Source organism: Thalassobacillus sp. CUG 92003 (genome assembly GCF_013618635.1).
Classification (GTDB): Bacteria; Bacillota; Bacilli; order Bacillales; family Halobacillaceae; genus CUG-92003.
Window position 1 is genome coordinate 299,580 of the sequence record NZ_JABLSJ010000001.1, and the last position, 21,462, is coordinate 321,041.

Sequence of the window (21,462 nt, forward strand, 5' to 3'; positions counted from 1 at the left end):
GGGATGATACTTTTTGATTATCTCTAGGAGGCTATGCCATATGAAACAGCAAATTATTAATACAAGCATCCATTTATTTGATAAAAAAGGCTTTACTGAAACATCCGTCCAGGAAATTGTTGATGCCCTCGGTGTGACCAAAGGCACATTTTATTATTATTTTACCAATAAGGAAGTTTTGCTGCGGGACATTCATCTTGAGTACATCGGCTATTTGCTACAGGAACAGGAAGCGATTATGAACGATGAAACGAAAGATAGCAAAGCCAAACTGCACGATGTGATGTATCTGTTAATTCACAGCATTCATCAACGGCGAAAAAGCGCCCGGATTTTTTTCCGGGAAATGCGCAATCTGGGCGCGCAGTACTTGGAGCAGAGTATGGCACAACGGGATCTGTTTCGCAGAAATGTTCAGTCGATTGTCGAAGAGGGCATGCGCAATGGGCAATTCAAGGCGGATTTGAATCCTGATATGATTACCCGCGGCATTCTCGGTGTGACGAACTGGAGTTATTACTGGTTCAACCCGGAAGGTGAGGTATCAGACAAAGAACTGACGAGCATGTATTTGGAGATGATCCTAAACGGCATCAATACGTGAAGATCATGACGGGCGGCGGTCTGGAGGTGACACAGCATGAATCATGAATGTGAGGTAAGGGTCAGGTTTTGTGAAACGGACTGCGCGGGCCATGTTAATAATACGAGCTATTTCATTTATTTAGAGGAGGCGCGTGGGAGGTTCTTTGAGGATATACTGCCGGATCAGACCGATACGGTAGGCCGGTTTATCATTGCGTCAGCTCAATGCGATTTCCTTAACCAGGCTTACTTTAAACAGCGGTTGAAAGTGGCGACATGGGTCTCGAAAATCGGCCATACAAGCATGCGTTTCAGTCATGAGATAACGTCTGAAGCAGGTGAACGTATTGCCAAAGGTGAAGCGACCATTGTCTGTTTCAGTTATGAAGCGCAGCAAAGTGAACCGATTCCGGCCGATCTGAGAATGATGTTAGAGGAACACCTGGTGACGCCGTAACGGAATCGGAAAAAAGGTGGTGTGAAAAGATGAGTAAACGATTTAAAGAAACGATTGCCGTCATAACCGGCTCGGGCAGCGGAATCGGAGAAGCGACCACCCAGCAGTTGGCACGAGAAGGGGCACGCGTGATCCTGGTGGGCCGGACATTGTCCAAGCTGGAACGCGTAGCAGCAAGCATCAATGAGCCATTGGATGAACCTGTGGCTACGTGCTTTACAGCGGATGTGACGAAGGAGGCGGATGTAAGCGAACTGGGCGCATTTATTGAGGAAACCTACGGCGATGTGCATGTGCTCATCAACAATGCCGGGGCTTCTGGGCAGGCATCACTCCTGGATATGGAGGTAAGTGAATGGGACAGGGTCCAGGATACGAATCTAAAAAGTGTCTTCTTAGTATCCAAGGTAATCGGGAAGCTGATCATCGCGGGCCGTGAACAAGAGAGCGAGGCGGCCCAAAACCGCGCCATTGTAAATGTGGCATCATTGTCGGGTCATAAGGCGGGCGCGCAAATTCCGCATTACAGTTCGTCTAAAGCGGCCGTCATCAATTTGACCAAGTCGCTGGCATTGGAGTTTGCACAACATAACATTCGTGTTAATTCGGTGTCTCCTGGGTTTGCTGAAACGCCGTTGACCGAAGCGGGGTTAAAAAACAAACGGTTTGAGGAAGCGATTCAACGTCACACCGCCTTGAATCGGGTCGGGCAGCCGAGTGAGGTCGCAGATGTCATCTCGTTCGCAGCTTCACAGGAAGCCTCATATATGACGGGTTCGGATTTACTGGTCGATGGCGGGTGGATGATTACGTAATCTGGCTGTCTTTTTATTCAAAAATGATAACGCTTACATTCGTTGGAGGCATTTTAATAGTGAAAGGAGAGATCGGCATGCAAACGCGTCACTTTGAATTTTGGCCAAAGTTGACTACGTCTTTAACTGTGCCGGAAACCTCGCTCTACGACAATTTACGAGTGTCGGCGGAGCGTTATCCGGAGCATGAAGCGATCTATTTTTATGGAAATACGCTGACTTACCGGCAGCTGCGTGACGAAGTGGACACCCTCGCTGGTTTTCTCCAGCAGCAGCTCGGCGTCAGTAAGGGCGAAAAAATCCTGCTGTTTATGCAGAATTCACCACAGTTTGTCATCAGTTATTATGCGATATTGCGGGCCGGAGCTGTCGTTGTGCCCATCAACCCGATGCTGACGACCAATGAATTGGAGTTCTACGTGAAAGACTGTGCGATGCGCTATGGCATCATCGGTCAGGAGTACGTGGAGGTCGTAGAACCGTTAATGGACACCACCACGTTGCAGCAGCTGGTCATTGCGGCTTACTCGGATTACAAAGGAAATGCCATGAGCGATCGACTGCCAAAAGAAGTGGGGGCTCCGCGTGAACCCTATAACCCGTCCTCTCTTATTTTATGGGAAGAAGCCATGCACACAGGAGCTGAGGTGCGTGATGTGCCGCGTTCAGCCGATGATTTGGCAGTGCTGCCTTATACGTCAGGAACGACAGGGCTGCCCAAAGGATGTATGCACACGAACCGGACGGTCCAGGCGAATACGGTCGGTGCTTATCATTGGGGACGGGCTACAGCAGATGCCAGAAGTCTGGGAACATTGCCGTTATTCCATGTCACCGGCATGGTGCACAGCATGCATACGCCCATTTTCAGCGGCAGTACCATGGTGATCATGACGCGTTGGGACCGGGAAACAGCCCGGCAGCTCATTAAAGAACAACAGTGTACCCATTGGGTGACGATCAGTACGATGCTGATTGATTTCCTTGCGAAACCTGAAGTGAAAGCGGAAGATCTTACGTCGCTCATGGCTATTTCCGGTGGGGGCGCTGCTTTTCCGAAAGCGGTCGGCGAAAAATTGTACAACTTAACTGGCTTAGAGTTTGTGGAAGGCTACGGGCTAAGTGAAACGATCGCGCAAACGCATCAAAATCCGCCTGATCGGCCGAAATTGCAATGCCTGGGCGTCCCTGCTTTTGATGTGGATGCTCGTATTATTGACCCGGCTACCCAGGAAGAGGTCGCGGTCGGTGACATAGGTGAAATTGTTGTGAACGGGCCGCAAGTCATGGTGGGGTACTACAACCGGGAGGAAGAAAACCAGCAAGCATTCATCGATCGAGACGGCCAGTCCTTTTTCCGGACAGGTGACATGGCTTATCGCGATGAGGAAGGGTATTTCTTCATGGTCGATCGTGTCAAGCGGATGATCAATGCCTCAGGATATAATGTCTGGCCGGCAGAAGTAGAATCATTCTTATATCATCATGAAGCTGTCGAACAGGCTTGTGTCGTCGGCGTACCTGATCCGCGTAAAGGAGAAAACATTAAGGCTTTCGTCATTTTGAAAGAAGCGTTTGAAGGAACGGTCACCGAGGCGGAGATTATTGCATGGGCGAAAGAAAATATGGCCGCTTATAAATACCCGAGGATTGTCGAGTTCAGAAAAACGTTTCCGATCACGAGCAGCGGCAAAATTCTTTGGCGCCAACTGCAAGAAGAGGAAAAGCAAAAGGCTGAAAACGAGTTGTAAGCAAACAGTAGCTTCAGGCTATCGCGCTTGATTATCAAAGCTAAAGGGGAAGTTCAATGGATATTCTCACGCAACAACTTTTTAATGGGTTGACGATCGGAAGTGTGTACAGTCTTGTCGCCCTGGGCTTAACACTCGTCTATGGCATCTTGCACATTCCTAACTTCGCGCACGGGGCGTTGTACATGTTAGGGGCTTATATCACATTAACAACGATGCTTTTATGGGGGTTCAACTATTGGGTAGCGATTGCCATATCGGTACTTGTCGTGGGGCTGCTGGGCGTTTTGATGGATCGGCTTGTGTTCCATCAACTCCGCAACGCGCCGCCGATCCACGACAAAATTGCAGCCATTGGCATCTTATTATTTCTTGAAGCATTGGCTCAATTGATTTGGGGAGCCGATTACCGCTCCATGTCAACGCCTTACGGAGAAGTCATCAACATGTTCGGGTTAACGGTGACGATGCAGCGGGTGCTCATTAATGTCGGTGCCATTGCGGTCATGATTCTGCTGTTTGTGTTTTTGAAAAAGACCTATATCGGCGCGACGATCATTGCGATGGCTCAGAATCGTGAAGGCGCTCATCTGGTCGGGATCAACACGAACAAAGTCGCCATGCTCACCTTTATGCTCTCCGGTGGATTAGCAGCGTTTGCGGCTTCGCTATCAGCTCCGATCAATCTCGTGTTCCCTGGAATGGGGCACCTGGTCATATTAAAAGCGTTTGTCATCATCATTCTCGGTGGCATGGGGAGCATCCCCGGCGCTATCGTAGGCGGCTATATTCTTGGTTTCAGCGAAAGTCTCGGCGCCACTTATCTGTCCAATGATTATAAAGATATCATCGCGTTCTTACTGCTCGTCATCATTTTATCCTTCAAGCCAAAAGGTCTGTTTTCCAGGGAGGGATTCTAATGGCAGCACTGCTCAGAAAAAGGGTGTTCATCATCGGCTTAATTGGTCTGGCGGTGCTTTTCCCCTTGATTATTCAAAATGAGTATTTCCTCCACGTGTTGACGCTGGCCTTCATTTGGATGATTGCGGTTTATGGGTTGAATCTGCTTGCGGGTTACACAGGTTACCTGTCGCTTGCGCATGCTGGTTTTTTTGCCATCGGCGCTTATGCGTTAGGTTTGTTGACGGTCAAAGCAGGCATGAATTATTGGATCGCTTTAGTGCTGGCTTGTCTCATTACCAGCGGCATCGGCTTTTTGGTAGGGCTGGTCGCATTGAGAACGCGGGAACACTTTTTTGCTATTTACACGCTATGTGTCGGTTATATTATTTATCTCGTTATCGACAAATGGGATAGTCTGACCGGCGGAGTTCGGGGGTTGATCGGCATTCCGGCCCCAGCCAATATCGGACCGGTATCCTTCGAGAATCCACTCTCTCAATATTATTTCATCTTAGCCTTTCTATTGCTCACCATTCTTGTCATGTACCGCATTGTCCATTCGCTTACCGGACGGACTTTTATGGCGATACGGAATAGTGAAGAATTAGCGCAGACCCTCGGCATTTCTACCATGAAAAACAAACTGCTCGTGTTTGTCCTATCGACCTTTTTTGCTGGTCTAGCCGGGGCTTTATACGCCTCGTTCATTCGTTTTATCGGTCCGGATATCGGTTACATCACCATCATTTTTGACTTGCTCACTTATTTGCTTGTGGGAGGAATCGGCACGCTGGCAGGACCAGTCGTCGGCACGTTTCTCGTCGTGTGGGTCTCCCAGTCGCTGCAATTTTTGCAGGATTACCGGATGCTTATTTTCGGTCCCCTGTTAACCTTGCTGATCATTTTCTACCCGCGGGGGATTGTCGGCGCTTTTTATGAATGGAAAATGAAGCGCACGGGGAAAAAGCGGCGGCAAGCTCGACCTGACCGGCGAAAACCCGAACCCACGTATGCCGCGACGCAAACAAGTTCTGAGAAAAAGGTGAAGGAGGGGTGACATGCTCATTGAAACGCGAAATTTAACGAAGCAGTTCGGCGGACTAGTGGCTGTGAATGACGTCGATTTCACCATCGAGAAAGGTAAAATCAACGCGATTATCGGGCCGAATGGAGCGGGTAAATCTACGTTTTTTAACCTGGTCAGCGGCACGCACGCGCCTAGTTCAGGGAAGGTCTTTTACAAAGGAGAGGATATTACGCGCTTGCCGTCCAATAAAATAGCGAAACTCGGCGTGGCAAGAACGTTTCAAACGACTCATCTGTTCGAGCAGTCCACTGTCCTTGATAACGTCATTGTCGGGCATCGGCTGCGGACTTCATCTCATTTGTTCGATGCGATTTTTCGGACTAAAACGTATAAAGCAGACGAACAACAATGCCGTGAGAAAGCAGCGGATGTGCTGGAGTTCGTCGGTCTCACCCATGTGATGCATCAATCAGCTGCCAGTATTACCCAGGAAGAAAAGAAGCGCGTCGCCTTCGCACTTGCCTTAGCGACGGAACCTGAAGTCGTCTTTCTTGATGAGCCCGCTGCCGGTATTAATCCGGATGAAACCGAAGGCCTGATCGATTTAATCAACAACATGATAAAGCGGGGCATCACGGTCTGTTTGATTGAACACAAGATGCAAATGATCATGAAGCTTGCTGATAAAATCATGGTCCTGAATTATGGAGAAAAAATTGCGGAAGGCACCGCGGAAGAGATCATGAACAATGAGGCCGTCATCGCTGCCTATTTAGGAGGGGATGCGAGTGCTTAAGCTATCTGGTTTAACCGTCACATACGGAAGTTTTGCTGCGATTGAAGACGTAACGATCGACGTGGCAGAAGGGGAGTTGGTCGTATTATTAGGGTCGAACGGTGCCGGTAAAAGCTCAACGTTCCGCGCGATCAGCGGTCTGGAAAAGCCGAGCGCCGGCGGGATTACGTTTGACGGGAAAAACATAGCTGGCCAATCACCGGAACGCATCGTGAAGTCAGGCGTCGTCCAGTGTGCTGAAGACCGCAAGCTATTTCCGCAAATGACCGTCCATGAAAATTTGATTATGGGAGCCTATGTGCACCGAAAAAAGAAAAAGGAAATCAGACAGGCGCTTGAGAATGTGCACGCGTTATTTCCGATGCTGCAGGAGAAAAAAGACCATGCTGCGGGATCGTTAAGCGGCGGCCAGCAGCAAATGCTCGCGATTGGCCGTGCGCTAATGTCCCGGCCGAAATTACTGCTGCTAGATGAGCCGTCAATCGGATTAGCTCCCTTAATCGTTGAGCAAATGTTCGAGGTCATCCACCAGATCAATCAAGAAGGCACGACTGTTCTGCTCGCCGAACAGAATGCCAATGCGGCTTTGAAAATCGCCGATCGTGGATATGTATTTGAAAGCGGTTCTATTGTTGTTCAAGGCACGTCAGAAGAGCTGTTCACCAACGATGCTGTACGCAAAGCTTACATCGGGGCTTGAAATCACACAACTCATAGGGTCACCTGAAAAAACCATTAAAGAGGAGGAAATGAGATGAGTAAGTTACGTTTAGTACTGTTCGTGATGATGGTCTCGTTTGTGTTCGTATTGGCCGGGTGTATTGAAAATACGTCCAACCCTGATGCAGGTGAAGGTGAAGCAGAAGCTGAAACACAAGAAGCTGATACAGAAGAGGGCGAGAAAGTCGTCAACATTGGCTATAGTGGTCCATTAAGCGGGGCAGCCGCCTATTATGGTGAACGGACGTTGAACGGGGTCAAAATGGCCGTGGAAGAAATCAACACCAACGGCGGTTTCGAAGTTGACGGCCAAACGTATAAAATCGAGCTCAATTCGCTGGATGATAAATATTTGCCGAATGAAACAGCCGCCAATGCGAAACGCTTGCTGCAAGAAAATGACACGCCGATTATTTTCACGCCTCACAGCGGCGGCGTTAAAGCCATGCAAGTGTTTAATGAAAAGGAAAAATTCATCATTGGGGCTTATACGAGTGAGCCGGGTGTTACAGCTGAAGGCAATGAATTGACCGTGAGAATCCCTCCGCGTTATGACGGCTACATGGACCCATTCACCACTTATGCCATGGAGAATTTCGGGAAGAAAATTGCCGCGATACCTACAGCGTCCCAGTACGGCAAGGATTGGACCGACATGTTGATGCCGCATTGGGAAGAGGCAGGTGGCGAGGTCGTGTATAATTCGTCAGTCGACTTTTCCAAGGATACCGATTTCTTTACCATGGTTACGAATGCACTCGAGAACGATCCTGACGTCATGTTTATCGGAGGTCCGTCTGAGCCGACTGCCAAATTAGCAGAACAAGCTAGAAAGTTGGGATTTGAAGGTGGATTCATCATCATGGACCAGGCGAAGCTTGATGAAATGAAGAGTGTGACCGGAACGTATGAAACCTTCGAAGGAGCCGTCGGCGTGCTGCCTTTAGTGGATGCCGAATACCCGGGCACCGATCAATTTGTGGAAAAGTACCGACAGAAGTTCGATGAAGACCCTGGATCTGAAGCCGGGTTCAACTATATTGCCACCCATATTTTTAAGGAAGCCATGATTGCTGCGGGCACCGTAGACGATGCAGAGGCGATCCGAGAGCATATGCAGGCCGGTATTGAGGCACTGCCGGAAGACAAACAAGTCTATACAGTGTCGAAAATTGAAGAAGATGGCGGGTTTGTGACCGGTTTAAGTGTTGCCGCTGTTGAAAATGGCGAAATCAAATCGATCGAGGTGGATCAGTAACGATTACCCAGGAAATAAGACAAAAGCCAGCTAAATTATGAAATGGAGCTGGCTTTTCTTGTTGAACGATATCAAGAGGAGGTCGTATGATGATGAGCTTTGATTTAACGGACGAACAGGAAATGGTGCAGAAAGTCGTCCGGGATTTTGTCGATAAGGAAATCAACCCTTATATCCAGGAGTGGGATGAACAAGGCCATTTCGAACCTAGTATGATGAAGCGCCTGGCTGAGCTGGACTTGATGGGGGTATGCATTCCGGAACAATACGGTGGGAGCGGCATGGATTACAATACGCTGGCCATCGTCTGCGAAGAATTAGAGCGCGGGGACACCGCGTTTAGGACGTCCGTTTCCGTGCACACCGGCTTGAACAGCTTAACCTTGCTACAATGGGGAACCGAAGCTCAAAAAGAAAACTATCTGATTCCTCAGGCGAAAGGGGAGAAAATCGGGGCATTCGCCTTAACGGAACCGAACGCAGGCTCGGACGTCGCTTCCATCGAGTCCACCGCCGTTAAAGAGGGGAACCACTATATCTTGAACGGTCAAAAAACGTGGATATCACTTTGTGACCATGCCGATCACTTCCTCGTGTTTGCTTATACAGATAAAAACCAAAATCACCAAGGCATCTCTGCGTTCATCGTGGAGCGGACCATGCCCGGCTTCAGTTCTCAGGCCATCAAAAACAAACACGGCATCCGTGCCGGAAATACCGGCGAACTCTTTTTCGATGACGTCAAAGTCCCGGCCGCTAACCTGCTTGGGCAAGTAGGGGAAGGTTTCAAAATCGCCATGGCAGCCCTTGATAATGGACGATTCACCGTCGCTGCAGGCGCGTGCGGTCAAATCCTCGCGTGTATGGAAGAGAGCATCAAATACTGCCATGAACGAAAAACATTCGGCCATGAAATAGGAAAACATCAATTGGTCCAGCAAATGCTGGCCAAAATGGAAGCCGGCTATCAGATGTCACGCCTCCTCGTCTTTCGCTCAGGCACATTAAAAAATCAGGGCAAACGCAACACCCGCGAAACCTCGCTCGCCAAATGGCAAGCCTGCGACTTCGCCAACGAAGCCGCGAATGACGCCGTCCAAATCCACGGCGCATACGGCTATTCCAGCGATTATCCCGTCGAGCGTTTTTTACGAAACTCAAAAGCACCTGTCATTTATGAAGGTACCCGGGAAATCCATACCATCATGCAAGCCGAATACCTTCTCGGTTACCGCTCCGATAAACACGTGTCCCAACCATTGCCGAGTTGGCCCTTTGAAGAAACGGCAGCCAGCATGAGAAACGATTAAACGCCGTTATGAACAGAACAGCCGTTTGTTAGATTATCGTGAAATCGGGAATGATGATACTAACAAACTTTAGTTGAGAGGTGTTTGTAACATGAAAAGGATCCAAGCCTACTTTAACAATGAAGATCACGCGGAAGGTGCTCGTATCAAGCTTCAGTCTCTGGAAGGTGTGCATGGGGCCTCCGTGGAAAAGATTCCTGACGAGAACAATGAATTGGTGGACATGCTTAAAGATTTGCTTGTGCCAGAGGAAGATGAAGAACATCGTCCGCAGGTGTTGACGTTTGAAGTTGAAGAAGATGATTATGCTAACGCCCATCAGGTTGTGAAGGAAAGTAAAGGTTATGTGTCTGATGAATAAGGCTTTGGATAAAACTGAATAAAACACAAAACTTCCGGACAATTTCGTTGAATTTGTTCGGAAGTTTGTGTTTCGAGCTAGAGGTTACTGAAAATTGCTTTGAAATGAATTTAAAAGTCGTATATTACGCAAGTTACTGCGATTTATGATATGGTATAGAGGGTTACATAGAGAAGGTATTAAAGGGAATTATTTACAATAACAACATTTAAAAACAAATGAAACAAATTATTTAAGTTGTTTTTATTTTTGTTTTTGCTTGTTTTATATTGTATTATTTATTTATGCAACATTTTTTGAAAGGCCAAAGTTGATGTTTATATAAAATTTCACACATGTAAGGTTTTAGGAGCATTACCTTGTTATGGAGGGAGAAACCCGCTTGCCTTGGACAAGAGGTTTCCTGTTAAAGTCTCGCTAATCTGATCTTCTCACATTATGAAACATTAACAACACAGCATATTTTATATAAAGTAGGTGAATAGATTTTGATGGATAACGGCTATATGAAATTTTTAAATGAACGGCAGACTGAAATCGTGGATAAGATTAACGAAGAAGGCTCTGTGAAAGTGTCTCAATTAAGTGCCGTTTATCGTGTCTCGCTTGAAACGATCAGAAGGGATCTTGAAAAATTGGAATCGTTGAGTTTGTTGAAAAAGATACATGGGGGCGCAATCTCCACTCAACTCGATTCGAGTACAGAAATCCCTTTACAAAAAAGAAGTCAGACGAACATTGAAGAGAAAGTCAAAATAGCCGAAGAAGCGGCTGCTTTTATTGAAGATGGTGATATTGTAGGGTTTGATGCCAGTACGACGGTTCACCAAATGACCAAGTTGATTCAAGGTAAGCAAGTAACTGTTGTAACGAATTCAATTCCGATTACGTTGGATTTATCAACGAAACCGGGAATTACAGTGTTACTTGCAGGGGGATATGTTCGCAATGAGTCGATGTCCCTGGTGGGTTCTTCCGCAGAGAAAGTCATAGCGGACTATCACGTGGATAAATTCTTCTTTTCTTGTACAGGGTTTGATTTGAAACGAGGAGTAAGTGAGTTGAGTGAGGAGCAAGCAAAGGTTAAAGAGAAGTTTATCGATATTTCAGATCAGCTTTTTTTATTAGCGGATCATAGTAAGTTTCAGTCTAAATCATTGGTAAAGTTGCTAGGGTTTGAAGAGCTGGACTACCTTATTACGGATAGCGGCATAGGCGTTAAAGACATACAATCGATCAAGGCGAAAGGCACGAATGTTGTCATAGCCAAATAAAACACCGTAAATAATAAATTTGTTGAGTGGGTTTTTTATAAATCCCACTTTTTTTTTGGTTTTAATGTTGACTTTATGTGGAGTCGCTTTTATAATTTTAACTATCAGAAAATTGGGAGTTTTCGAAATGGACACATACACACTTGGAATTGATTTTGGCACTAAATCGGTTCGAGCAATATTACTGAATAGTTTAAATGGAAATTTGAAAGCGATTTCAGATGTGGCGTATCCCCATGGGGTTATCACGTCGAAGCTTCCGAATAGCGCAGTCCCGTTAGAAAAAGGGTGGGCGCTTCAACACCCTCAGGATTACGTGGACTGTCTGGTGGAGGCCGTAACCGAATGTCTTGAAGAGGCAGAGGTGGATCGGAGTGAAGTAGTTGGAATGGGAATTGATTTCACGGCATCGACTATTCTGCCTATCGATTCCTCAGGTATGCCGTTATGTTTGCGAACGGAGTGGGCCGAAAACAAGCATAGCTGGGTGAAGTTATGGAAACATCATGCAGCTTACCAGGAAAAAGAGGAGATTAACCAGGTTGCTCACCAAACCAATCAGTCTTTTTTGAGCAATTATGGCGGTGAGATTTCTGAAGAGTGGATGCTTCCTAAAGTGTTACAAATTTTGAAGGAAGCACCTGAAGTGTATGAGGCAGCAGACGCTTTTATTGAAGCCGGAGATTGGGTTGTCTTTCAGTTAACCGGCAATCTAATTAGGTCAACTTGCATGGCAGGTTATAAGGGGCTTTGGGATTATGAGGAAGGATTTCCTGATCCAGCTTTTCTAGAGCAGGTTCACCCTGACCTCAAACATTTCTTCCGTGACAAAATGGCCGGGACGATTCAAGCTCCGGGGGATCGGGCCGGCACGTTACATAAAGCGTTGGCTGAACGTCTAGGTTTGAGTGAATATGTAGTGGTCTCGACAGCAATTATTGATGCGCACGCTTCGGTCATCGGATCCGGCATCAAGGATGAACAGGCTATGTTATCCGTGATGGGCACATCACTTTGTCAAATGATTTTATCCGATGTAAAAAAACCGGCTCCGGGTATTGGCGGTGTTGTTAAAGACGGTATTCTACCAGGCCGATTCGCTTACGAAACCGGCCAAGCGTCCGGCGGTGATGTGTTTGAATGGTTCATCGATAATATGGTGCCAGAAAGTTTGATGGCAGAAGCGGAAAGTGAAGGAATCTCGATTTATCAGCTGCTGACACGAGAAGCGGGTCAGCTGTCACCCGGAGAGTCCGGCTTGGTAGCGCTTGATTGGTGGAATGGTAACCGTTCTACGTTAAAGAAACCGGAACTCTCAGGGACGATTGTCGGTTTAACGGTCGATACGAAACCGGAAGAAATTTTCCGGGCGTTAATGGAAGCGCTTGCTTTTGGGACGCGAAAAATCGTAGAGGTCCTGGCTGAATCCGGAATAAGCATTACCACGTTTTACAATTCAGGTGGATTGGCTGAAAAGAATGAAGTCCTCATGCAAATTTATGCTGATGTAATTGGGCGGCCGATGAATGTGATTAAAACGCCTCATACATCAGCTCGCGGGGCTGCCATATTAGGAGCTGTAGCTGCAGGGCCTGAAAATGGCGGCTGGGAAGGTTTTACGTCTGGACTCGATTCACTTGGAACAGTTGATTATAAAGTGTTTGAGCCTCGTGAGGCGAACCATCGTATTTATGAGGAGTTGTATGCTTTCTATGACGATCTTTATGAAAGCTTTGGTAAAGGGGCAGATATGATGGGTAGATTACGCTCTCTTCAACAAACACATACAGGGGAGAGGATAACATGACAAAACTGGGTCCATCGTTAATGTGTGCCGATATGGGGTTGTTGCGCAGTACAGTTGAAGAGTTCGATCAAGCAGGTATCGACTATTTTCATTTTGACATTATGGACGGCAACTTTGTACCTAATTTTTCAATGGGGATCGATATGGTGAAAGATTTGCGCCCCCACACGGATAAACCGTTTGATATTCACTTAATGGTTGCGCAGCCTGATTCATTTATTCCGTTTTTTGCAGATGCCGGGGCTGATATGATCACCATCCATGCCGAAATAAGCGGCCATGTCCAACGTGTCTTACAATCCATTAAGCAGCAAGGGTTGAAGGCAGGGATTGCGCTGAATCCATCGACGCCCTTACAGGCCCTCGATTATATAATTGAAGATCTGGATTACATTACGGTGATGACAGTGAATCCGGGGTTTGCCGGTCAATCGTTCATCCCTTCGATGTATCGCAAAATTTCTGACCTTAACAAGCTGATTCAAGCTTCCAACCTTGATATCGCTATTCAAGTGGATGGCAATATTGGGTTCGAAACGGCTCCGCAAGCTGTTGCAGAAGGCGCCGACATGCTCGTGTGCGGGACATCGAGCTTGTTTAAGCAAAATGTCTCCTACGCGGAGGCGGTGATGACATTTCGTTCCTTCCTTCACAATCAAAATGTTATAAACAAAGCCTAAAAATATGGAGTTGGTGCACATATGGATATCACAATAGTAGGAAGTATTAACATAGACATCGTTGCCTTAACGAACGAGTACCCGAAACGAGGCGAAACCATTTTTGGCAATGATATTAAGTATCTATCGGGAGGCAAAGGAGCTAATCAGGCGATTGCCTGTGCCCGTCTTGAAAAAGAGGTCCAAATGATTGGTGCTGTTGGAAGGGACGAATTCGGTACAAACCTGATTCATAACCTGCACACTAATTATGTGGAGACGCATTTTGTTAAACAGACTGATGATGCCGCAACCGGCACAGCTCTAATCACGATCGATGGGGCAGCAGAAAATACTATGCTCGTATTGAAGGGGGCGAATAACGCCCTACATCCTGCTGATATTAGACAAGCTTTTGCCCGAAAAGACCCCGGACATATTTTACTGGTCCAAATGGAAGTCCCGGAAGATACCGTTATTGAAGCGATGGTGGAAGCGAAAAAGCAGGGGATGTATGTCATTCTCGACCCTGCCCCAGCTGAAGGCATTACCATGCGCGCCTTGAAACATGCCGATCTTATCATTCCGAATTATCAAGAAATTAAACAAATGATTGGCGAAGAAGTGAACGATGTACATTCCGCTTTACAGGCGGCGCAGGCGCTGGAAGCCATTGGAGTGGAAGAATCGATTATCAAAATGGCCGACCAAGGATCCCTTGCCTATTCGAAAGGAAAATATAAGCATATCTCAACGGTTGATGTGGATCCAGTCGATACGGTCGGGGCTGGTGATGCCTTCGCAGGAGCACTCGCCTGTGCGCTTGCCGACGGTAAAGATTTGTTCTCAGCTGCTCAATTTTCCTCCATCGCAGGGGCGCTGGTTGTGACTAAATTGGGGGCACAATCGGCTCCGACGCTTTCAGAACTGAAAGACTTCTGCAATGAACATGGGTTTTTGTTAGAAGAAAAAGTATAGCGCTTACATTTTAGAAAGAAGGTGAGTAAAATGGCAGACTATATTTTGGAAATGATGCATGTCAGCAAGACGTTCCCCGGAGTGAAAGCATTGGATGATGTTTACCTCGGCATTGAACAAGGTGAAGTTCATGCATTGGTCGGGGAGAATGGCGCCGGGAAATCAACATTGATTAAGGTGCTGGCTGGTGTTCATGCTCCGGATGAGGGGGCAGAGATATTCTTTGAAGGGGAACCAGCTAAAATTGACAAACCAATTGATGCCACGACCATGGGTGTCTCGGTTATTTATCAGGATCTTAGTTTGTTTCCCAATTTGTCAGTAGCTGAAAACATTTGCATCGGAAAAGATGGCAGATTACCTGCCTGGAGCTTTATGAACTGGAAGAAAATGAAACGGATGGCGGAGGAAGCGCTTGATGAAATGGATGTACCGATTGACGTGAATAAAAATGTAGATGATCTCAGTATTGCCCAACAGCAAATGGTCGAGATCGCCCGTGCCATTGCTTTTGATGCTAAGCTGATCGTTATGGACGAGCCGACCTCTTCTTTATCGCATAGCGAGGTTGAAAAGCTGTATAACGTCATCGATAAGCTGAAAGCAAAAGGTATTTCCATCATCTTTATTAGTCATAAACTGAAAGAGTTATTCAAAGTATCTGACCGTATCTCAGTGCTGCGGGATGGTAAATACATCGGAAGTTATCACATGGATGAAACGACAGAAGAAAAACTCATCACCTTAATGGTGGGGCGGGACGTTTCCTACGAACGTAAATCACGATTTAATCAGATTGCTGATGAGGTGGTTTTAGAATTGAAGCAGTTTACTAAAAAAGGGAATTTCAAAAATATCAGCTTACAGTTAAAAAAGGGGGAAATTTTAGGAATCACCGGCTTGGTGGGTTCAGGCCGATCCGAGCTTGCCCAGGCGATATTCGGATTGAATAAACCAGATAGCGGAACCCTCCATCTACACGGAAAAAAAGCCAAAGTACGTTCTTCAAATGAAGCGATGAAACATGGTATCGCCTATATTCCTGAAGACAGAAAGAAACAAGGGCTTGTGCTCAATCAGCCGGTGACCAACAATATTTCACTTCCGGTACTGCGTAACATGAAAAATCCACTTCGATTGTTGAAGAAGAAGGATGAAAGAAAGATGGCAGATGACTATGTGGAAAGACTTGATGTGCGTCCTGCGCTTCCTGATTTGAAAGCGATGCAACTCTCAGGTGGGAATCAACAGAAGGTAGTCATCAGTAAGTGGCTCGCTACTGAGCCAGACATACTTATTATTGATGAGCCCACTAACGGAATTGATATTGGGGCCAAAACAGAAATTCATAAATTATTGCAAGAATTGGCTGATAAAGGCATTGCCGTCATTGTGATTTCTTCTGAACTCCCAGAAGTGTTGGCTGTGAGTGACCGGATACTGGTCATGCGTCAGGGAAGGGTCGTGAGTGAAATGAGCGGTCATGATGCCTCGCAGGAAAAAATCATGAATTTCGCCTTCTTAGGCTCAAGCGATAAAGAAATCAGCTAGGGGGAGGGATAAAGTGAATGTATTAAAAGCAAAGGAAATCGGCATTGCCTCGATTATTATTCTGCTTTGTATCATATTGACAATCATTAATCCAGTCTTTTTGTCAATCGATAACTTACTCGATGTAATTAAAGGTAATGCTGTCTTGGGAATCTTGGCCATTGGGATGACGCTGGTCATTATAACGGGCGGCATTGACGTTTCGGTGGCAGCTGTTACGACAGCCGTCACAGTATTCGTTGGCTTTCTCATGATGAATTTACCGGACAATTTCTTGTCAGTCGTTATTATTTTTATTGCTGCTCCTTTATTTGGGATGTTACTCGGATCAATCAACGGTTTCTTTGTAGCTAAAATCAAAATACCTGCGATTGTTGTGACGCTAGGAACGCTGAGCATTTTTAATGGTGGGATCATCTACCTCACTAGCGGCCAGTACACGAACAGTACGAATTTTCCCCAGGTGTTCATGGACTTCAGTAACCTGGATATTTTCGGAATATCGATTCTTGTCTACATTTTGTTTGCTGTTGCGCTGTGTACCGGCTACATTTTGAAATACACAACGATCGGCCGTTCCGTGTTTGCCATTGGAGGTAATCAACAATCTGCTGTCAGGGTGGGCATTAATCAGGATCGTGTGCAACTGTTTGTCTTTGCATTTATGGGGTTTTTAGCCGGGATTGCCGCGATCGTGCAGATTGCTTACACAAAAGCGATAGATCCTAATGGACTAGCCGGCTTAGAATTGACCGTCATTGCAGCTGTCGTACTCGGCGGAGCGAACTTGATGGGAGGAAGAGGATCGATTAAAGGGACGCTGCTCGGGGTGCTGCTACTGGCGATAACAGAGAATGGCTTGATTTTGGCTCGAATTGATACGTTTTGGCAGCGGGTTGTGGTCGGCTTGATTATTTTAATTGCCGTCTCCTATGACGCCATCCAAAACAAACGTGCTGAGCGTAAACGTTCTACGATTGAAGTAGAAGATGAACAGGAGGCTTCATAATGAAATCGCTTTCAAAGGAGTCTATTCTTGGATTAGTCACATTGGGCGTTATTATCCTGATGAGCATGATTGCTCCCGGATTTCTTGACTTAGGCAATATTTATAACATGATGTTCCAATTGCCTGAGTTCGGACTACTCACTCTCGGGATGATGGTGATCATCATCACTGGCGGGATCGACTTAAGTATCACTTATGTCGCCGCGCTTTCTGGAGTAATTATGGCTATCATGATATCCAGTGGAGTTTTTCTGCCTTTTGCTATTTTAGTAGGTGTGCTCGTTGCCTTGGCTTGTGGCTCGTTGAATGGCTTTATCGTCTCAAAAATCGGGGTCTCACCGATTTTGGTGACACTGGGTACCATGGTTTTATTTGAGGGTGTCATCTTGAGTATTACGAAAGGAACTTCGATCTCCGGATTTCCTGCCGCTTATAATCTGATCGGCAATGGTTATATCGGAGGTGTGGTACCGCTGTCCATCATTATCTTTGCAGCGTTTGCCATCCTAACCGCTGTTTTATTGAACAAAACAGAGTGGGGCAGGCAGGTTTACATGCTAGGCAGCAACCCTGTGGCTACTTTGTTCAGTGGTGTCAATAACAGCCGCGTGTTAATGAAAGTTTACTTATATGGTGCTTTGTTGGCTGCTGTAGCGGCAATCATCATGACCTCGCGCTACAATTCGGCCAAAGTGGACTTAGGATCGTCCTATCTGCTGCAAAGTGTTGCAGCGGCAGTCCTGGGCGGGACAGAAATTCAAGGGGGGTATGGTAAAGTAATTGGCACCATTTACGCTGTGATCATTTTCCAGGTACTGTCTAACGGCTTGAACTTGTTAGGGGTTGATAGTTCACTTGTCACTGTGATTATGGGAGCGATTCTCATCTTTGTGTTGACACTCAACTTCGCTACTCACACATTTCGCAACAAAAAGCAGGTTGCAGGTCAAGCTTAGTTCGTTTTGAGAACGTTATTCAAAATTAAGGGGAGGAAAAGCATGAAGAAACCATTTTATTTATTTGTTGCTTCGTTAGTTGCCATCCTGGTGTTGGCCGGTTGTGTGTCTGATCAGAATGTGTCCTCAAGTGATTCAGAAGGGGAAAATAATGAGTCGGGTGAAGATGAGAAACTGACCATCGCTGTTGTGCCTAAGCTTGTGGGAATTCCTTACTTTAATGCTTCCGAACAAGGGGCAATCGATGCAGGAGAAGAACTGGGCGTAGAGGTTATTTATAAGGGGCCAACGGAGGCTGATGCGGCTCAGCAGGTAAAAGTCATTGAAGACTTGATCAGTCAGGATGTTGACGTGATCGCTGTAGCACCGAACGACCCAGCGTCATTGACGCCTGTATTGAAAAAAGCAAAAGAAGAAGGTATCCATGTGATGGACTGGGACACGCCCGCAGATAAGGAAGTAGTCGAGCTGTCCGTCCACCAAATTGACGATGAGCAGTATGGTCGTCACGTAACCGATTTATTAGTTGAGAATATGGGCAAGGAAGAAGGCAAAATCGGCTTACTGACCGGTGGGCTTTCAGCAGCTAACTTGAATGCCTGGATAGAAGGAGCCAAAATGCAAGCTAAAGAAGAATATCCAGGTCTAGAATTCGTAATAGACAAAATTGCCACGGATGAAAAACAGCAAGTCGCTTACCAAAAAACGTTGAATTTGATTAAATCCTATCCTGAACTTGAAGGGATTATGGCGTTCTCAACTCCAGCTCCACTTGGTGCGGCCCAAGCCGTTCAAGAACAAGGAATGCAGGATGATATCTCAGTAGTAGGTACAGCACTGCCGACGGACTCTAAACCATTCCTTGATGATGGATCCCTCGATGTAGCGACGCTATGGGAGCCGGATAAGTTAGGCTTTCTAACCGTTTATTTAGCGAAACAGTTGGCGGAAGGCAATGAGATTGAGGATGGTATGGAAGTACCGAATATAGGCGAAGTAGAGGTTTGGGATGATAACAAGACGGTTATCATGGGACCTCCAACTGACTTTACGAAAGAAAACGCTGGGGATTATGATTTCTAAACGCGTCAGAATCAGAGACTAGGAAAAAGGGAGTGATGACGCTTCCTTTTTTCATTCAATTAATTTTAAGTACAAAGGAGAAGGATAGAAATGGTTGTAAATCGATGGGCACAGGAACAAGCAGCAACCGTGCAAACAGGGTTGGATGAACTCGTTTATCGTTCAAACTTATTAGGTAGCGATCGCGCCATTGCAAACTTTGGCGGAGGAAATACGAGCATGAAAACAGTGGAACAGGATTTCCGCGGACGCGATGTCAACGTGATGTGGGTGAAGGGGAGCGGGTCTGACTTAGCCACGATGGGAAGGAAAAACTTCACTGGTTTAAACCTGGATGACATCCATCCTTTGTTAGAACTCGAAGAGATGTCAGATGAAGAAATGGTTGAGTACCTTTCCCATTGTATGATTGACAGTAAGCACCCTCGTTCGTCAATTGAAACGTTGCTGCACGCGTTTTTACCATTCAAGCACGTGGATCATACACACCCAGATGCCATTATCAGTTTGTGTTGTGCTTATAATGGAAAAGAAATTGCCTCTGAAATATTCGGTGATACATTCGTCTGGGTGCCTTATGTTCGACCAGGGTTCCAGCTTTCAAAAATGATAGCGGAAGCTGTGGAAACTCATCCGCAAGCTGAGCTTGTATTAATGGAAAAACACGGACTGGTCACGTGGGGAGATACTTCTACAGAATCATACGAGCAAACCTTGAAGGTGATTCAGCAGGCCGAAGCCTACCTTCATCAACAACGGGAAGGACGCGAGGATTTCGGCGGGAAACGGTACGATACACTGAATGATTATCAACGTGAAGAGGTGCTCACCAGCATCTTGCCGGCCATTCGCGGCACAATGAATGAACAGAACAAAGTGCTGCTCAGCCACTATGCCGATGATGAGGTGATGAATTTTGTGAATAGCCATGATGCAGCAGAACTGTCACAAGTCGGAGCAGCCTGTCCTGACCACTTAGTGCATACCAAACGTGTTCCATTATATATTGACTGGGACCCTGCCCGACAAAATGAAGAAACGTTGATAGCTAAAATCAAACAGGGCATTACCGACTATATCTCGGAATATGAACATTATTTCGAGCGTCATGCAACTGAGCATGATCAAATGATGGAAGCAACGCCGCGTGTATTATTGATACCTGGCATTGGCATGATCAACTCAGGGAAGAATTTAAAAATGGCGCATGTCAGCCGTGATTTGTATTATCGTGCCATCCAAGTTATGAAAGGGAGCACGGCATTAGGTGAGTTTGTCTCATTAAGTGAAGAAGAATCCTTTAATGTCGAGTATTGGCCGCTAGAGCAATATAAATTAAGCTTGGCACCGCCGGAAAAAGAACTTTCTCGTCAAATTGGTTTTGTTACAGGCGGCGCTGGCGGTATTGGAAAAGAAACCGTGCAAGCTTTATTGAATGAAGGGATGCATGTCGTCATTGCTGATGTAAACGGGGAGGGAGCTGAAGAAGCTTCAAATGCCTTTAATGAACAATATGGATCTGGCCTTACGCACCCTGTAAAAATGGATGTTACCGAAGAAAGTCAGGTCTCGGAGGCTTTGAAAAATACGATTCTCACGTATGGCGGCGTGGATTTTGTCGTTAACAACGCAGGGCTTGCAACATCCAATAAAATTGAGAATACGAGTTTAGAAGAATGGAATCTGAATATGAATGTTCTGTCTACAGGCTATTTCCTCGTATCGCGTGAGGCATTTAAGATTTGGAAGCATCAGGGGATTGGCGGGAATATGGTATTCGTCGGATCTAAAAACTCCGTGTACGCCGGAAAAGGAGCAGCCGCATATAGTACTGCAAAAGCCTCCGAAGTTCATCTGGCCAGATGTTTGGCAGCTGAAGGTGGTGAGGATGGTATCCGAGTCAACTCCGTCTTACCAGATGCAGTTATTCAGGGGTCAAAAATTTGGGATTCCAAATGGCGGGAAGAACGGGCTGCCGGTTACGGCATAGCACCCGACGAGATTGAAGAATTTTATAAAAACCGAACCGCGTTAAAAGTGAATATACTACCGAGCGATATTGCGAATAGTATTGCATTTTTCGCTTCCTCTAAATCTTCTAAAACAACAGGATGTATGATTACAGTAGACGGTGGTGTACCGGCAGCATTTACCAGGTAGGA

General features: G+C 46.3%; 20 protein-coding genes. All 20 read left to right on the plus strand.

Translation table 11 applies throughout. The features are described from left to right. The first annotated feature begins 40 nt into the window (after positions 1 to 40). Positions 41 to 604: a TetR/AcrR family transcriptional regulator gene (locus HOP45_RS01375; protein ID WP_181347068.1), complete on the plus strand. Its 564-nt coding sequence runs from the start codon at positions 41 to 43 to the stop codon at positions 602 to 604. Positions 605 to 640: 36 nt separating this feature from the next. Next, positions 641 to 1,042 (plus strand): acyl-CoA thioesterase, encoded by a 402-nt coding sequence (locus HOP45_RS01380; protein WP_181347069.1) that lies wholly within the window; start codon positions 641 to 643, stop codon positions 1,040 to 1,042. Between the two features lie 29 nt (positions 1,043 to 1,071). Next, positions 1,072 to 1,857, plus strand: coding sequence for an SDR family NAD(P)-dependent oxidoreductase (locus tag HOP45_RS01385; RefSeq protein ID WP_181347071.1), 786 nt, complete (start codon positions 1,072 to 1,074; stop codon positions 1,855 to 1,857). 77 nt (positions 1,858 to 1,934) lie between these two features. Beyond that, positions 1,935 to 3,608, plus strand: a complete 1,674-nt coding sequence (locus HOP45_RS01390; RefSeq protein WP_181347073.1) for a long-chain fatty acid--CoA ligase — start codon at positions 1,935 to 1,937, stop codon at positions 3,606 to 3,608. A 56-nt stretch (positions 3,609 to 3,664) separates the two neighbouring features. Beyond that, positions 3,665 to 4,528 (plus strand): branched-chain amino acid ABC transporter permease, encoded by an 864-nt coding sequence (locus HOP45_RS01395; protein ID WP_181347074.1) that lies wholly within the window; start codon positions 3,665 to 3,667, stop codon positions 4,526 to 4,528. Beyond that, on the plus strand, positions 4,528 to 5,568 hold the full coding sequence (locus tag HOP45_RS01400; protein ID WP_181347076.1) for a branched-chain amino acid ABC transporter permease: 1,041 nt from the start codon (positions 4,528 to 4,530) through the stop codon (positions 5,566 to 5,568). The genes HOP45_RS01395 and HOP45_RS01400 overlap by 1 nt, the downstream gene beginning before the upstream one ends. A gap of 1 nt (position 5,569) precedes the next feature. After that, entirely contained in the window at positions 5,570 to 6,334 is a 765-nt protein-coding gene (locus HOP45_RS01405) for an ABC transporter ATP-binding protein (protein WP_181347078.1), read from the plus strand. After that, positions 6,321 to 7,034 carry an ABC transporter ATP-binding protein gene (locus tag HOP45_RS01410; protein WP_219914434.1) on the plus strand — a complete coding sequence of 238 codons (714 nt, stop codon included), beginning with the start codon at positions 6,321 to 6,323 and terminating at the stop codon, positions 7,032 to 7,034. The genes HOP45_RS01405 and HOP45_RS01410 overlap by 14 nt, the downstream gene beginning before the upstream one ends. 54 nt (positions 7,035 to 7,088) lie before the next feature. Continuing rightward, positions 7,089 to 8,312: an ABC transporter substrate-binding protein gene (locus tag HOP45_RS01415; protein ID WP_181347081.1), complete on the plus strand. Its 1,224-nt coding sequence runs from the start codon at positions 7,089 to 7,091 to the stop codon at positions 8,310 to 8,312. Between the two features lie 92 nt (positions 8,313 to 8,404). Next, on the plus strand, positions 8,405 to 9,622 hold the full coding sequence (locus HOP45_RS01420) for an acyl-CoA dehydrogenase family protein (RefSeq protein ID WP_181347344.1): 1,218 nt from the start codon (positions 8,405 to 8,407) through the stop codon (positions 9,620 to 9,622). 91 nt (positions 9,623 to 9,713) lie between these two features. Continuing rightward, positions 9,714 to 9,983: a hypothetical protein gene (locus tag HOP45_RS01425; RefSeq protein ID WP_181347083.1), complete on the plus strand. Its 270-nt coding sequence runs from the start codon at positions 9,714 to 9,716 to the stop codon at positions 9,981 to 9,983. 491 nt (positions 9,984 to 10,474) lie between these two features. Beyond that, a complete protein-coding gene (locus HOP45_RS01430; RefSeq protein ID WP_181347084.1) occupies positions 10,475 to 11,257 on the plus strand; it encodes a DeoR/GlpR family DNA-binding transcription regulator in 783 nt (260 codons plus the stop codon). Between the two features lie 127 nt (positions 11,258 to 11,384). Further along, on the plus strand, positions 11,385 to 13,064 hold the full coding sequence (locus HOP45_RS01435; protein ID WP_181347086.1) for a ribulokinase: 1,680 nt from the start codon (positions 11,385 to 11,387) through the stop codon (positions 13,062 to 13,064). Further along, on the plus strand, positions 13,061 to 13,744 hold the full coding sequence (rpe, locus tag HOP45_RS01440) for a ribulose-phosphate 3-epimerase (RefSeq protein ID WP_181347087.1): 684 nt from the start codon (positions 13,061 to 13,063) through the stop codon (positions 13,742 to 13,744). The genes HOP45_RS01435 and rpe overlap by 4 nt, the downstream gene beginning before the upstream one ends. A 21-nt stretch (positions 13,745 to 13,765) precedes the next feature. Beyond that, positions 13,766 to 14,701 (plus strand): ribokinase, encoded by a 936-nt coding sequence (gene rbsK / locus HOP45_RS01445; protein WP_181347089.1) that lies wholly within the window; start codon positions 13,766 to 13,768, stop codon positions 14,699 to 14,701. 30 nt (positions 14,702 to 14,731) lie between these two features. Continuing rightward, on the plus strand, positions 14,732 to 16,252 hold the full coding sequence (locus HOP45_RS01450; protein ID WP_181347090.1) for a sugar ABC transporter ATP-binding protein: 1,521 nt from the start codon (positions 14,732 to 14,734) through the stop codon (positions 16,250 to 16,252). Between the two features lie 13 nt (positions 16,253 to 16,265). Beyond that, a complete protein-coding gene (locus HOP45_RS01455) occupies positions 16,266 to 17,261 on the plus strand; it encodes an ABC transporter permease (RefSeq protein ID WP_181347092.1) in 996 nt (331 codons plus the stop codon). Continuing rightward, positions 17,261 to 18,217, plus strand: coding sequence for an ABC transporter permease (locus tag HOP45_RS01460; RefSeq protein WP_181347094.1), 957 nt, complete (start codon positions 17,261 to 17,263; stop codon positions 18,215 to 18,217). Before HOP45_RS01455 ends, HOP45_RS01460 begins: the two co-directional genes overlap by 1 nt. 42 nt (positions 18,218 to 18,259) lie before the next feature. Further along, positions 18,260 to 19,300 (plus strand): autoinducer 2 ABC transporter substrate-binding protein, encoded by a 1,041-nt coding sequence (locus HOP45_RS01465; RefSeq protein WP_181347096.1) that lies wholly within the window; start codon positions 18,260 to 18,262, stop codon positions 19,298 to 19,300. Positions 19,301 to 19,390: 90 nt separating this feature from the next. Next, the gene (locus HOP45_RS01470) at positions 19,391 to 21,460 is read left to right on the plus strand and encodes a bifunctional aldolase/short-chain dehydrogenase (RefSeq protein WP_181347098.1); all 2,070 of its coding nucleotides are present in this window, start codon (positions 19,391 to 19,393) and stop codon (positions 21,458 to 21,460) included. Positions 21,461 to 21,462 lie beyond the last annotated feature (2 nt).

Coding starts and splice junctions, on each gene's coding strand:
- HOP45_RS01415 (WP_181347081.1), top strand. CDS start 7,089: ATGAGTAAGTTACGTTTAGTACTGTTCGTGATGATGGTCTCGTTTGTG.
- HOP45_RS01390 (WP_181347073.1), top strand. CDS start 1,935: ATGCAAACGCGTCACTTTGAATTTTGGCCAAAGTTGACTACGTCTTTA.
- HOP45_RS01395 (WP_181347074.1), top strand. CDS start 3,665: ATGGATATTCTCACGCAACAACTTTTTAATGGGTTGACGATCGGAAGT.
- HOP45_RS01410 (WP_219914434.1), top strand. CDS start 6,321: ATGCGAGTGCTTAAGCTATCTGGTTTAACCGTCACATACGGAAGTTTT.
- HOP45_RS01450 (WP_181347090.1), top strand. CDS start 14,732: ATGGCAGACTATATTTTGGAAATGATGCATGTCAGCAAGACGTTCCCC.
- HOP45_RS01380 (WP_181347069.1), top strand. CDS start 641: ATGAATCATGAATGTGAGGTAAGGGTCAGGTTTTGTGAAACGGACTGC.
- HOP45_RS01430 (WP_181347084.1), top strand. CDS start 10,475: ATGGATAACGGCTATATGAAATTTTTAAATGAACGGCAGACTGAAATC.
- HOP45_RS01375 (WP_181347068.1), top strand. CDS start 41: ATGAAACAGCAAATTATTAATACAAGCATCCATTTATTTGATAAAAAA.
- HOP45_RS01425 (WP_181347083.1), top strand. CDS start 9,714: ATGAAAAGGATCCAAGCCTACTTTAACAATGAAGATCACGCGGAAGGT.
- HOP45_RS01420 (WP_181347344.1), top strand. CDS start 8,405: ATGAGCTTTGATTTAACGGACGAACAGGAAATGGTGCAGAAAGTCGTC.
- rbsK (WP_181347089.1), top strand. CDS start 13,766: ATGGATATCACAATAGTAGGAAGTATTAACATAGACATCGTTGCCTTA.
- HOP45_RS01435 (WP_181347086.1), top strand. CDS start 11,385: ATGGACACATACACACTTGGAATTGATTTTGGCACTAAATCGGTTCGA.
- HOP45_RS01405 (WP_181347078.1), top strand. CDS start 5,570: ATGCTCATTGAAACGCGAAATTTAACGAAGCAGTTCGGCGGACTAGTG.
- HOP45_RS01460 (WP_181347094.1), top strand. CDS start 17,261: ATGAAATCGCTTTCAAAGGAGTCTATTCTTGGATTAGTCACATTGGGC.
- rpe (WP_181347087.1), top strand. CDS start 13,061: ATGACAAAACTGGGTCCATCGTTAATGTGTGCCGATATGGGGTTGTTG.
- HOP45_RS01470 (WP_181347098.1), top strand. CDS start 19,391: ATGGTTGTAAATCGATGGGCACAGGAACAAGCAGCAACCGTGCAAACA.
- HOP45_RS01465 (WP_181347096.1), top strand. CDS start 18,260: ATGAAGAAACCATTTTATTTATTTGTTGCTTCGTTAGTTGCCATCCTG.
- HOP45_RS01385 (WP_181347071.1), top strand. CDS start 1,072: ATGAGTAAACGATTTAAAGAAACGATTGCCGTCATAACCGGCTCGGGC.
- HOP45_RS01400 (WP_181347076.1), top strand. CDS start 4,528: ATGGCAGCACTGCTCAGAAAAAGGGTGTTCATCATCGGCTTAATTGGT.